At 44.0% G+C, this 13,016-nt stretch carries 10 protein-coding genes; 8 read left to right on the forward strand and 2 right to left on the reverse strand.

Annotated features, from left to right (window positions below; all coding sequences use genetic code 11):
- Nucleotides 1-112 precede the first annotated feature (112 nt).
- The 3 genes from V202x_RS02635 (at nucleotide 113) to V202x_RS02645 (ending at nucleotide 2,045) form a co-directional block, all read left to right on the forward strand.
- Entirely contained in the window at nucleotides 113-694 is a 582-nt protein-coding gene (locus V202x_RS02635) for a hypothetical protein (protein ID WP_145170938.1), read from the forward strand.
- Nucleotides 695-758: 64 nt separating this feature from the next.
- On the forward strand, nucleotides 759-1,454 hold the full coding sequence (locus V202x_RS02640; RefSeq protein ID WP_145170940.1) for a hypothetical protein: 696 nt from the start codon (nucleotides 759-761) through the stop codon (nucleotides 1,452-1,454).
- Between the two features lie 243 nt (nucleotides 1,455-1,697).
- Entirely contained in the window at nucleotides 1,698-2,045 is a 348-nt protein-coding gene (locus V202x_RS02645) for an amidohydrolase (protein ID WP_145170942.1), read from the forward strand.
- Nucleotides 2,046-2,108: 63 nt separating this feature from the next.
- On the opposite strand, the gene lepA is transcribed toward V202x_RS02645, so the two are convergent.
- Together lepA and V202x_RS02655 are read right to left on the reverse strand one after the other, a co-directional pair.
- Complete coding sequence (gene lepA, locus V202x_RS02650) at nucleotides 2,109-3,917, reverse strand: translation elongation factor 4 (protein WP_145170944.1); 1,809 nt, start codon at nucleotides 3,915-3,917, stop codon at nucleotides 2,109-2,111.
- Nucleotides 3,918-3,980: 63 nt separating this feature from the next.
- The gene (locus tag V202x_RS02655) at nucleotides 3,981-5,000 is read right to left on the reverse strand and encodes an ROK family protein (RefSeq protein WP_145170946.1); all 1,020 of its coding nucleotides are present in this window, start codon (nucleotides 4,998-5,000) and stop codon (nucleotides 3,981-3,983) included.
- 470 nt (nucleotides 5,001-5,470) lie between these two features.
- Here V202x_RS02655 and V202x_RS02660 point away from each other — a divergent pair, with 470 nt between their 5' ends.
- The 5 genes from V202x_RS02660 to V202x_RS02680 all read left to right on the forward strand — a co-directional run bounded on the left by V202x_RS02660 (nucleotide 5,471) and on the right by V202x_RS02680 (nucleotide 13,015).
- Nucleotides 5,471-6,949, forward strand: coding sequence for a sulfatase-like hydrolase/transferase (locus tag V202x_RS02660; protein ID WP_145170948.1), 1,479 nt, complete (start codon nucleotides 5,471-5,473; stop codon nucleotides 6,947-6,949).
- Between the two features lie 324 nt (nucleotides 6,950-7,273).
- Nucleotides 7,274-8,968: a family 16 glycoside hydrolase gene (locus V202x_RS27340; RefSeq protein ID WP_197993185.1), complete on the forward strand. Its 1,695-nt coding sequence runs from the start codon at nucleotides 7,274-7,276 to the stop codon at nucleotides 8,966-8,968.
- A gap of 446 nt (nucleotides 8,969-9,414) precedes the next feature.
- Entirely contained in the window at nucleotides 9,415-10,761 is a 1,347-nt protein-coding gene (locus V202x_RS02670; protein WP_145170950.1) for a Na(+)-translocating NADH-quinone reductase subunit A, read from the forward strand.
- Between the two features lie 216 nt (nucleotides 10,762-10,977).
- A complete protein-coding gene (locus tag V202x_RS02675; RefSeq protein ID WP_145170952.1) occupies nucleotides 10,978-12,222 on the forward strand; it encodes an NADH:ubiquinone reductase (Na(+)-transporting) subunit B in 1,245 nt (414 codons plus the stop codon).
- A complete protein-coding gene (locus tag V202x_RS02680; RefSeq protein ID WP_145170954.1) occupies nucleotides 12,212-13,015 on the forward strand; it encodes a Na(+)-translocating NADH-quinone reductase subunit C in 804 nt (267 codons plus the stop codon). The genes V202x_RS02675 and V202x_RS02680 overlap by 11 nt, the downstream gene beginning before the upstream one ends.
- Nucleotide 13,016: the final 1 nt, after the last annotated feature.

The raw sequence follows: 13,016 nt of genomic DNA on the forward strand, positions 1-13,016 counted from the left end.
TATGCGGAATTCAATACAGATAAAAAAAACAGGTTCATTGAACCAGTACTGTTTGTCAGTCTTCTTGCTAGCACTGGTTTGCTTGGGGGCCAGTGGGTGCTCTTTATACGTCATGGCGGGCAAAATGTTTTTTGGCGATCCGCTCCAAACTTGTGAGTTCAGTAGAACCACCAAGGTTGATCTGTCTGAAGAAGATAAAAAAGTTCTCGTCATCTGTTCGACACCGGAATCCATTCGTTCGGATTATCCCTCTTTAAATTACGATTTGCTGGAACAGATTACTTATCGTTTACGTCGCAATGATGTGAATGTGATGGATACTGGTAAGGTTGCTACCTGGCTGGATGACAATGGCGGCGTTTGGAACAACGTTGATGAATTAGCAGAAAATTTTGATGCCGACTATATTATTCATGTCGACATAGATGAATTTGATTACCGAGAGCCAAACAGCCCCAACTTACTACGAGGAAAAGCATTTGGGACTGTTTCAGCATATGAAGTCCGCGAGATAGACGGAATCAAACGAGCCTTGGAAGTGTTTGCCAGTGAATATACTTCCGAGTATCCCAGTCACTTACCTGTGTCTATTGAGTCAGAATCACCAAAAGTATTCAGGAAAAAATACTTGGATCGCATTGCAGATCAGATTGGTCGTTTCTTCTATAACTATCGGACAGGAGCTGATATCTAGTTTTTCCTGTAATCATCCAAAGATTGCGTCCAAAACTTATTTCGGAGTTGTGAAGGATCACACGATGACATTTTTTTCGTTCGGACAACGATTTCATAAACAGTTTTTTAATACGATCACCAAACTTGTGATGGTATTGGTGTTATGTACGACCATGTCTGGTTGTAATTATTTCATCCTGTTGGGGTACTTGATTGGTGGCCCGCCCTCTATTGAGCCAGACTTCGATGCTCAGACACAAAAATCAATGACGGATAAGGATGTGACCGTTGCCATTGTTTGTTATGCCCCTTTGGAACTGCAGTATAACTTCGATGGTCTTCACAATGACTTGGCCAAATACACCACATTTCGCTTACATAGTCATGGAGTGAAAGTGGTCAATCCAGATCGTATTCGGGCTTGGTTGGATGAAAATCCTGATTGGGATAAGCCCGAAGAAATCGGCGAAGCTTTTGATGTGACTTATGTGATTCATGTCGAATTACATGAATACAGTTTGTATGAGGAAAACAGCTCTGATCTGTATCGTGGTCACGCGGAAGGAATGGTGACCGTTTATGAAATGGACGAGGACGGGGAAGGTGAAAAACTTTACAGCAAGGAAATTACTTCTACTTATCCGCTCCGTGCTCCCAGAGCAACTTCGGAAGTTACCTTTTCCAAGTTCAAGAAAGAATATCTCTCTCGTTTGAGTGATGAAATTGGTCGACTGTTTTACGAATATTATCGTGGCGACGATTTCACTCATGCGATTTAGTCTGTATCCAGGTTTATTGTAGCGTCTCCAGGCCTGTTTGGATTTCGTATCATCGCTTTGAAGCCGCTATGGTTAAATTGGATGTGCGATTGTATTTTATGCTGATAGACCGATCAGCTTCATTCGACTTGGAATGTCGGTGTACCCGACTACAATAATATATTGATTGTTTCGGAGCCCCAGTAACTCGCAAGTGTATGTCACAGAATAGTTGATGCTCGAATTAAAGATACCTCTACGTTAATGTCCTATAGCAAGCAAGAAGTTGTTGATCGTTGTCAGATTTTATTGGCTCATGCCTGGATGGTACGTACTTTCGTCAAACATAGTGACGAGATCGATGATTTTCCGGAGCTGATGAATATCACTCGTGCTGTGTTCGATACATCAAGGGCTTTGGAAACGCGTGTAGATGATCTTGACGCCTATCTTAAAATGCTGCGAAAAAAAATGAGGAAGCTGCGTCAGGCGACTGATCAATTTGCAGTGGACGCTCCTAACGCTTCATTGCATACTAATTTTCAACAGGCTGTCATTTCAATGAAAGCTTGCACAAAAGAATTGGAAGAATTACTCGAGCAGGTTGAATAACACACGACAATAGTGTTGCTTGCTTTTTGTTCCCACATACTTTTGAGCAACATTAGGTCTTAGTTACTCATCCTTAGTCGCATCGAGGACTGCCAGGAATGCTTTCTGTGGAATCTCGACTTGACCAAATTGTTTAAGACGTTTTTTACCTTCTTTCTGCTTCTCCCACAGTTTTCGTTTTCTGGTAATATCGCCACCATAGCATTTCGCAGTGACATTTTTACGCAATGCTTTAATGGTTTCTCGCGCAATAATCTTTCCACCGATGGCTGCCTGAACCGGGATTTCAAATTGATGTTTCGAGATTTCTTCTTTCAGACGTTTTACTAAAGCACGACCTCTGCGTTCCGATTGTGTGCGGTGGACAATTGTGGAAAGAGCATCGACCTTTTCCGATTTTACGAGGATATCCATTTTCACCAGATCTGCTGGGCGGAATCCAATGATTTCATAATCCATTGTTCCATAACCGCGCGTGGCGCTTTTGAGTCGGTCATACATGTCATACACAATTTCCGCCAAAGGTAATTCATAAACCAGTTGTGCACGATTAGTACCCAGGTACTCCGTATTTTTATAAATTCCTCGGCGGTCTGCGCATAACTGCATAATGGTGCCGATACTTTCTGCTGGCAAGATGAATGTCACCAGAGCGATTGGCTCACGGAATTCCTCAATCCTACTGGCATCGGGAACTGTTTGTGGGTTATCGATATGTAAAATGTCACCATTTCGTTCTAAGATTTCATAGGTTACGTTTGGCGCAGTTTGCAACAGATCAATATTAAATTCCTGTTCCAGTCTTTGCTGAATAATTTCCATATGCAGCATCCCCAGAAAACCACAGCGGAAGCCAAAACCCAGGGCATCACTCGTTTCAGGAACAAAACTGAAGCTGGCGTCATTTAAACTGAGCTTTTGTAACTCTTCACGCAACTTTTCGAAGTCTGTAGCTTCAATTGGATACATACCACAGAAAACCATTTGCTGTGGTTTTTGGTATCCCGGTAACGGTTCTGGTGGCAGGTCTTTCGGATTAGCAATTGTGTCGCCCACATGTACGTGGCTCAGTTCTTTGGCACCACTGACCAGGTAACCTACTTGCCCGGGGCCAAGTGATTTCGCGGCCGTCATCTGAGGTGTAAATTGACCAATTTCTATAATGTCGAGCTTTGCACCACCACGCATTAAGACAACGGTTTGTCCTTTTTCAATTGTGCCCTCTATGATACGAACGTAGGTAACAACACCGCGATAGTGGTCGTATTTACTATCGAAGACAAGTGCCCGCAGGGGGGCGTCGGCTTTACCTTTGGGAGGTTCAATACGTTCAACAATCGCGTCTAGTACTTCTTCAATACCGATTCCATTTTTCGCACTGACCATCAAGGCTTCGGTCGGATCCAGACCGATAACCGTTTCGACTTCTTCGAGAACTTCATCAATGCGCGTTACTGGTAAATCAATTTTGTTAACAACGGGGATGATTGCCAAATCTGAATTAATGGCTGCATAAGCATTCGCGACGGTTTGTGCCTGCACCCCTTGAAAGGCATCGACTAATAACAGAGCGCCTTCACAGGCTGCCAGACTACGGGAAACCTCATAATGAAAATCCACATGTCCGGGAGTATCAATGAGATTTAATTCGTAGGTTTCTCCCTTGTACTCATGATAAATGGCGACCGTACGGGCTTTGACAGTAATACCACGCTCTTGTTCAATTTGTAAATCGTCCAGAATTTGGGCTTTGAATTCTCTGGCAGTGATTGCACCAGTCTTCAGAAGTAATTGATCAGCGAGTGTACTCTTTCCGTGATCGATGTGTGCTACGATCGAAAAGTTACGAATCAAACGTGTCTCGGTAGCCATTGAGTGGATCTCATTATTCTTATTTAAAAAAGTCCGGGCAATATCGCCTGGGAATATTGACGTTTATTGTGAATCAGTTTTCAGGCTGGCTCGTCGAGCACAACCGGCTGCGCCGATATAACCAGCGTCAGATCCGAGAGTTGCAAAGTCAATGATGGTATTTTCATATGGAACTCTAAACGCTCTTATTTTTACTTCTTCACGGATCCGGTCCATAAAGCGTTGTCCCAATACGGAATCCTTACCTCCAAATGTGGCAGCACCTCCAAATAGAACCATGTCCGGGTCAATGGTATGCATTAGTGTGGTTGTCCCCACTCCCAGATACATGGCGGAATCCATAATCAGTTCGTTGGATAGCTCATCATTTTGTTCTGCTTCCTGCGCAATTAATAGTGGTGTCAGTTTGATTCCTTCTTGCAATCGTTCGTTCAAGCTGGAAGCACATCCTGAATCGAGTTGCTCCTGACAACGACGTACCAGAGACTTAGCTCCTGCATATGCCTCGAGTGTTCCATATTGGCCCGAATCACACAAGCGTCCATTTGTCATTTGAATAATCATATGGCCGCATTCACCTCCATGTGAATGTCGACCTTCAATGATCATTTCATCGATAATGATACCACAGCCGATTCCTGTACCCAACGTCCAGAAAACCAGGCTCTGTGCTTTCTGTGCACCGCCTACCCAATATTCTCCGTAAGCAGCTGCATTGGCATCGTTTTGAAGTATCGTTTTTTTCCCTGAGTAATGATCGCAGATGACCTGCCGAATCGGAAAATCTTTCCAGGTTGGTAGATTAGGAGGATTTACCAGTTTTCCACCAGGTATATCCATCGTGCCTGGTGTAGCAATGCCAATTGCTTTGACGTCGTCCATCGTAAATTTACAGTCTGACAAAACGTCTTGGATCGCGTGATAAAGATTTTGTATGCCAGTATCAACTCCTTTGACTACTTCGGTTTTAGTTTTGCAAAACGAGAGAGTTTGTCCTGAGTCATCTACAATGCCAACCTTGATGTTTGTGCCACCAATATCAACACCGACAAAATATGGTCCATTGTGTTTTGTCGGTTTCATTTCGCAATTCGTTCCTCTGATGTAATTTGCTGTACTGATTTTTTGAAATTGAAAATCATGTGTAGCGTGATTGACATTCGGATAGAGTGATTCCTCTATTTTTGTGTGAAGCCGTTATGCTTTTGGTAGCTCAAAAGCAGTCAATCGACGTCAGCCCAGAGGAAGGTCAAGCTGTTATGCAGAAGTATAGCCGAGCAGGTGAGATCGATGCAATCAAGTAGCAAACAAAACAGAAACTGCTTTAGAGCATTTTGTACTGAGGTTAAGCTGTTTTTAATCAAAACTGGCCTGGAGTAAAACATAAACTTCGTATGAACTTTCAGCAATCTATTAAATAATATGAAAGAACTTTCTGGAAAATCGATATGGGAGGGTGAAATTCCTTGGCGCCTCCTTCAAATTGGAACAGGATAGAGCAGATCTCCTATATGGTTATTTCTCACTGATGTCTTTCAAATCAGAGGCATGATATGAATTTTCATGGTAGAGTTTTTATCGTCATTTTGTTTTGTTGTTTTTGCATAAGCAGTGCCACACATTCTGTAGGTGCGGTTCAAAAGCCAGCCAGCCGTCCGAATATCATTCTTTGTATGACCGACGATCAAGGTTGGGGCGAAACTAGTTTCAATGGTCATTCGATCCTCAAAACTCCCCATCTTGATGATATGGCTGCCAGTGGGCTTCGCTTTGATCGGTTTTATGCCGCGGCTCCTGTCTGTTCGCCAACACGAGGGAGCTTTCTCACAGGAAGACATCCCAATCGATTTGCTTGTTTCAGTTGGGGGCACACACTCAGGCCACAGGAAGTGACAGTTGCGGAAGCCGTCAAGTCGGCGGGATATACGACAGGGCACTTTGGCAAGTGGCATCTGGGATCAGTGCAGGCAAATAGTCCCGTGTCCCCTGGAAACAGTGGTTTTGATGAGTGGGTTTCAAGTCCAAATTTTTATGAAAACGACCCTTATATGAGTCACAATGGAACTGTGATTCAGTTGAAAGGGGAGAGTTCACGTGTAACCGTTGATGCCGCACTTGAGTTTATCAAACAATCAAAGATGAAGGAGAAGCCATTCCTTGCTGTAATCTGGTTTGGAAATCCTCATACACCTCATGAAGCGACTTCCGAATTAAAAGATCTTTATCAGAACCAGTCAGCAGATTTTCAAAACTATTTTGGCGAGATTACCGGCGTCGATCGAGCCATGGGGCATTTACGTCGACAGTTAAGAGATTTAGGGTTAGCAGAAAACACACTTCTCTGGTTTACCAGTGACAATGGACCTCGTCCTCCTCGATTTAAAAAAGAAGACTCTCGTTCACAGGCTACGGGAGGACTTGCCGGGTGGAAAGGGAATCTCTGGGAGGGCGGCATTCGTGTGCCTTCAATCATCGAGTGGCCTGCCCAAATTCAAAAACCGGAAGTTACCAATGTACCCTGTGGGACTATCGATATTTATCCAACTGTTCTGGCTGTTACCGGAGCGAAAGTTTCACATCAACCTCATTTGGATGGTGTCAGCCTTTTGCCGCTGATAGAAGGACAAATGACTTCACGTTCCAAGCCAATGGGATTCTGGACCTATCCTGCTAAAGGGCATCCCAAACGTAGTACAGAAATATTGCTTAATCTAAAACAACAACAGACGCCAGAAAAGCCGAATCCTGAAGGCCCAGTTCCCGATGCGGAGGCTGCCAGTCTAAAAACAAAGTACTCAAAGGACGACTTACCGGGAGCAGCAGCTTGGATTGATGGTGATTATAAATTATTAAAAATGATTTCTAAAAAGAATCAGTCTCAATATACGCTTTATAATCTTGCTCAAGACCATTCTGAGAAAAAAGATCTTTCCAAAGTTGACCCCAAGCGATTTCGGAAGATGAAAGCAGGTCTGCTTGATTGGCAGCACTCAGTAGTTGATAGTCTGAATGGGAAGGATTACTCAGATTGATGTTGAACAAGTAGCTTCAATTGAAACAAGAACTCCCTATTACATATTTTTTGATGTGATTTCTTTTAATCTTTTATTGAATTAAACGTCTCAAGTCGTTTTTTAGTAAGACTTTTAGCGATGGTTCAAATTTTTTTACTCTCGGTTACTCGAAATTTCAGACTCAAAGCCTTTGTTTGATTGCATTTCGTAATCGGAGTTTGCAATAATCGAATTTATAAACATTCATAAGGAAACCAAAGCGATTCTACTATTGTTTAAAGGGTATTGCTTTTCCTGCCAGTTTCCTGCTTGCTTACCTGTCACACTTGATTGAGGATCATTATGAACTCGGGACTTTTGAAACGGCTATTCAGCCTGACAACTCTTTCGTTATTGGTACTGTCAGTGGCGTTTAACAGTTCTTTGATGGCTGCAGAGGCTAAAAAAGAATTAAAGGCAGGCATTATTGGGCTCGATACTTCCCATGCAATCGCTTTCACGAAAATGCTTAATACTGGAACTCCCGAGGGAGAACTGGCCGGTGTGCGGATAGTCGCTGCCTACCCGAAGGGAAGCCCCGATATTGAGTCCAGCGTATCTCGTGTTCCAAAATATACGGAAGACGTCAAAAAAATGGGGGTCGAGATTGTTGATTCCATTGACGACCTACTTAAGAAAGTAGACGTAGTTTTTCTGGAAACTAACGACGGGCGTCCCCATTTAGAGCAAGCGATTCCTGTATTTCAAGCGGGTAAACCAGTTTTTATTGATAAGCCCATTGCCGGTTCACTTACTGATGCCGTTGCACTGTTTGAGCTTTCGCGCAAATATAACACTCCCATGTTTTCCTCGTCTTCTCTTCGTTTTTCGAAAGGGGCACAGCGTCTGAGAAATGGTGAAGAGGGAAAGATTACTAAATGCAGTACGCATAGCCCTTGTTCTTTAGAGAAAACACATCCCAGTCTCTTCTGGTATGGAATTCATGGTGTAGAAACTCTGTTTACTGTGATGGGGCCAGGCTGCCAATCAGTTAAAAGGACAGTCAGCAATGCTGATCGTGATGAAGTCGTCGGACGATGGGCTGGGGGAAGGGTGGGACAATTCTCTGGTGTACGCAAGGGAACTCCCAAAGGGTATGGCGGAACTGCTGTTGGCGAGAACGGGGAAGTGGCAGTCGGTGGCTACGATGGCTACAAGCCTCTGCTGGTCGAAATTGTCAAATTTTTCCGTTCGGGTAAACCACCTGTGAGTGAAGAGGAAACACTGGAAATCTATAGCTTCATGGAAGCCGCCGACGAAAGTAAGCGTCAGGGAGGAGCTGAGGTCACGCTTGCGAGTGTTCTCGAAAAAGCAGAAAGAGCAGCAAATAAGAAACTCGCGAAACTGGATTTGGCAGGTGATAGTGTTTCTGCCACTGATAATAAACTTTCTGCTACTGAGAAAGCCGCTGGTTGGAAGTTGCTGTTTAACGGGAAAAACTATGCAGGATGGAAATGTAATAACGGCAAGCCGATTGCGGCTCCCATCGAAGATGGGGCTCTGGTTCCTTATAAATCAGGTGGTTATCTAATCGTTTACGACAAGCCGTTTAGTGATTTTAAATTCAAATGTGATGTAAAAATGCCGAAAGAATGCAACTCAGGAATTTTCTTTCGCATTGGTAATTTGAAAGACCCGGTTCAGACTGGGTTTGAGGCTCAGATTCTGAGTGGGAAAGGGACTGGTATGCATGATTTTGGAGCGATTTATGACCTTGTTGCTCCAGCAGAGAACCGGGCAAGCGCACCCGGTGAATGGACCAATATTGAGATTACCTGCCAGGGGCCACATATTAGTGTCGCTGTGAATGGAAAAGTTGTTGCCAGTCTGGATGCGGACGAGTGGACTCAACCAGGAAAAAGGCTGGACGGTTCAAAGCATAAGTTTAAGGCTGCTGTGAAAGACTTTCCTAGAAAGGGATATCTTGGATTTCAGGATCACGGTCATAAAGTTTGGTATAAAAATGTGAAGCTGCTGGATCTCTCAGAGAAGAAATGAGTTCTGGATCCCAAGTCATTGAGCCACCTGAAAGGCATTTCCTCTTCAGGTGGCTTTTTTTCATTGGTACTAGTATTTGAATGATCGCATGGGAGCAGAGGGGGAATCATGGCAACGTTAAAGAGGTAATTCCTTCTTGGGGAAATCGATAAGGTTATGCTACTATACTGGGAATACAAGATCATTAATTTTTGAATGATTAAGTCATTGGTGGTGCGAAGCCTTTTTTTTGAAACAGAATGGAAAATGATTCAATTTGTGCCTCGCTTTGACTACAAAAAAAGGGGAATCTGTGTAAAATATCCGCGAAATCTTGGGTATTTGTGCTTCCATGCCTAAAATGAAATAACAAGGATGTGTGTACTGCGGGCAGCATCCAGATGGCTTAATAAACCTCTTCAAACGAGTTTTTCTGAAAAACTCGTTATTTTCAGGTTCATAATTCAATGATTACAATTAAAAAAGGGTTGGATCTGCCTATTTCGGGTGAGCCTTCCGCTCTGATCGAACAGGGGCCAGAAATTCGATCGATTGCTCTGATTGGTCCTGATTATATTGGCATGAAGCCCACATTGGCTGTTGAAATTGGTGATACGGTCAAAAAAGGTCAGATGCTTTTCAGCGATAAAAAGACGGAAGGTGTGATATATACTTCTCCAGTTGCTGGGAAAGTAACGGAAATCAATCGAGGGGCCAAACGCGCCTTTCAGAGTATGGTGATTGAAGTAGGGGGAGAAGATGAAGAAACATTTGCCTCTTATGGAGATGAAGAGCTAGCGAATCTGACGCGTGAGCAAGTTCAAGAGAACTTGTTGAACTCTGGTTTGTGGTCAAGTTTGCGGACGCGTCCGTATAGTCGTGTGCCAGTTCCAGGAGCCACACCACATTCTATTTTTGTAACTGCGATCGATACAAACCCCTTAGCACCACCTCCAGAAGTGATTCTTAGCGAAGAACCTCGGGCTTTCGCACAAGGGCTCCAGTTATTGAAAACTCTCACCGACGGAAAACTGTTTCTTTGCAAGGCGCCGGGAACAAATTTACCTGGCTGCGATCTTGATTTTGTCACCGTAGAAGAATTTGGTGGGCCACATCCCGCCGGGCTTGTTGGGACACACGTTCATTTTCTTGATCCGGTCAGTGAGAAGAAAACGATTTGGAATATCAATTATCAAGATGTCATTGCCATCGGTAAGTTGTTTACCACAGGCAAGCTTTCTGTAGAGCGTGTTATTTCCATAGCAGGTCCTACAGTGAAAAATCCAAAATTAGTGAAAACGATTCTGGGGGCCAGTCTCACTGATCTGACGGATGGAAATCTCGAAGATGGTGAAAATCGGTTGGTTTCGGGTTCAGCACTTTCCGGCCGGACTGGCGAAGGTCCTTTTGCATATTTGGGCCGTTATGCTTTACAGGTAACAGGACTTAAAGAGGGCAATCATAGAGACTTTCTGGGATGGATGGGGCCTGGATTCAATAAGTTCTCTGTTGTTCCCGTTTTTATTTCTTCATGGCTGGGACAGGGTAAAAAATTCTCTTTTACCACTTCGACAGAAGGAAGCAAGCGGGCCATGATTCCGATTGGGACTTATGAAAAAGTCATGCCATTGGACATTTTGCCCACGTTCCTGTTGCGTGCCTTGATTACGGAGGATACAGAACAGGCAAAAGAACTGGGATGCCTGGAGCTTGATGAAGAAGACTTGTCTTTATGCACCTTTGTGTGTCCCGGGAAATATAATTACGGAGCATTATTACGTAAGAACCTGACAAAGATAGAAATTGAAGGTTGATTTTAATAGATGTTCTCCCTTTGTGATATGGGGAGATTTTAAATTTAAGATGCGTTCAACTGTGCTGTCATTAGCCTGATAGATAAAAGTTGTTAGCCCTGATTATCATCTTCAAACATATTTGTTTTTAGATGATAACCGATTTAAGTCAAAGTCAGCTGAAGTTTGACTTGCTCTGTATCGGAAGGGCATCACACAAGAAAGATAAACTACGAAATGAAGCCGTTACGAAATCTTCTTGATAAGGTGCACCCTCTTTTTGATAAAGGAGGGAAGTTCGAGAAGCTTTACCCACTTTATGAGGCGAATGACACATTCCTCTATACCCCGGGTGAAGTGACAAATGAAGCTTCTCATGTGCGTGACTCGATTGACCTGAAACGCATGATGAGCATGGTGATCGTGGCTTTGCTTCCCTGCGTGTTCATGGCTCTTTATAATACCGGTTATCAAGCCAACGCTGCGATGAGTACCATGGGTATAGAATCTGTTCCTGGTTGGCGCGGAACTGTAATGGCTTCTCTGGGAGTCATCCCGGATGCGAATAGTTTGCTTTCTAATCTGTTACACGGCGCCCTTTACTTCTTCCCAGTCTACATCGTGTGCATGGCCGTTGGTGGGATGTGGGAAGGTCTGTTTTGTATTATCCGACGTCATGAAATCAATGAAGGCTTCCTGGTGACTGGGATGCTGTTTCCCTTATCTCTACCACCCACGATTCCACTTTGGCAAGTCGCCATAGGAATCTCGTTTGGCGTTGTGGTTGGTAAAGAAATATTTGGGGGAACAGGGAAAAACTTTTTGAACCCAGCTTTAACCGCTCGTGCATTTCTTTATTTTGCTTATCCCGCTCAGATTGTGGGTGATACTGTCTGGACTGCCGTGGATGGCTTCAGTGGTGCTACTTCACTCGGTCAGTTAGCGGTTGCAAATCCTGAAGTTGGTATGAAATCCATAACAAACCCTGTTGCTGACGGTGGCTTAGGGATTAGCTGGATGCAGGCCTTTATGGGCCAGATTCAAGGATCGATGGGAGAAACCTCGACCTTTGCTTGCTTGTTAGGCGCTATATTCCTGATTCTGGCAGGTATTGGTTCCTGGCGGGTGATGGCAGGGGTTTTGGCAGGCTCAATGGGTCTTTCTGTGCTGCTTTGGTTAATTGGCAGTAATACAAATGCGATGTTCTCGATGCCACCTCAATGGCATTTAGTTGTAGGAGGGCTGGCCTTTGGTCTGGTATATATGGCCACAGATCCGGTTTCAGCAGCGATGACTGATACAGGGCGATGGGTCTATGGAATTTTAATTGGTGGAATGACGATCCTGATTCGGGTCATCAATCCAGCGTACCCAGAGGGGATTATGTTGGCAATTTTGTTTGGAAATGTCTTCGCGCCTCTGATTGACTTCTACGTAGTTCAAGCAAACATTAAAAGAAGGTTGGCGCGAAATGTCGCGTGATTCAATTGGTTTCACATTTATGGTATCGGCTGCTTTGTGCGTGGCCTGTTCAATTCTCGTTTCCGGAGCTGCCGTCGGTTTACGCAGTCGCCAGGATGCAAATAAAGAGAATGAGCGTAAAAAAAATATCCTTTCTGCAGCTGGATTAATCAAACCGGATGCGAGTGCTAAGGAGATCAGTGATGTTTACGATGAGCGAGTCAAGGGGATCATCGTCGATCTTAATACAGGAAATGTCGTAACCGACGATAAGGAGTTATTTCCTAATCCTCAGGAGTACGATCAAAAGGCGGCTGCTGATAACCCGAAAATGAGCATGGAAATACCATCCTCTGAAGATTTGGCAGGAATCAAACGTCGCGAAAATTATTCCTGGGTTTATCTAATCAACGACGAAAATGGTAAGTTATCTCAGTATGTACTACCAGTCAGAGGTAAAGGGCTCTGGTCGACGCTCTGGGGGTTCCTGGCACTCGATACTGATTTGACCACGATTGCAGGTTTAACGTTTTATGAGCATGGAGAAACACCTGGTTTGGGTGGTGAAGTCGATAACCCCAAATGGAAAGCGCAGTGGAAGGGCAAAGAAGCATATAATCAGGAATTTGAACCTGAAATTGAAGTCATCAAAGGGACTGTGAATCCGGAATCTCCCGACGCCATTCATGAAGTTGATGGGCTCTCTGGAGCAACAATTACATCTCGCGGTGTGACTCACCTACTAGATTTCTGGCTTGGAAATTTGGGATTTAGACCTTATCTCGAAAAGGTTCGAGAGCAGAGAGAAAAATAGA

Origin of the sequence: Gimesia aquarii (genome assembly GCF_007748175.1) — a bacterium.
Lineage (GTDB): Bacteria > Planctomycetota > Planctomycetia > Planctomycetales > Planctomycetaceae > Gimesia > Gimesia aquarii_A.

Bases quoted from the DNA above. Each gene is read 5' to 3' on its own strand.
- V202x_RS02635 (WP_145170938.1), top strand. From the start codon at position 113: ATGGCGGGCAAAATGTTTTTTGGCGATCCGCTCCAAACTTGTGAGTTC.
- V202x_RS02640 (WP_145170940.1), top strand. From the start codon at position 759: ATGACATTTTTTTCGTTCGGACAACGATTTCATAAACAGTTTTTTAAT.
- V202x_RS02645 (WP_145170942.1), top strand. From the start codon at position 1,698: ATGTCCTATAGCAAGCAAGAAGTTGTTGATCGTTGTCAGATTTTATTG.
- lepA (WP_145170944.1), bottom strand. From the start codon at position 3,917: ATGGCTACCGAGACACGTTTGATTCGTAACTTTTCGATCGTAGCACAC.
- V202x_RS02655 (WP_145170946.1), bottom strand. From the start codon at position 5,000: ATGAAACCGACAAAACACAATGGACCATATTTTGTCGGTGTTGATATT.
- V202x_RS02660 (WP_145170948.1), top strand. From the start codon at position 5,471: ATGAATTTTCATGGTAGAGTTTTTATCGTCATTTTGTTTTGTTGTTTT.
- V202x_RS27340 (WP_197993185.1), top strand. From the start codon at position 7,274: ATGAACTCGGGACTTTTGAAACGGCTATTCAGCCTGACAACTCTTTCG.
- V202x_RS02670 (WP_145170950.1), top strand. From the start codon at position 9,415: ATGATTACAATTAAAAAAGGGTTGGATCTGCCTATTTCGGGTGAGCCT.
- V202x_RS02675 (WP_145170952.1), top strand. From the start codon at position 10,978: ATGAAGCCGTTACGAAATCTTCTTGATAAGGTGCACCCTCTTTTTGAT.
- V202x_RS02680 (WP_145170954.1), top strand. From the start codon at position 12,212: ATGTCGCGTGATTCAATTGGTTTCACATTTATGGTATCGGCTGCTTTG.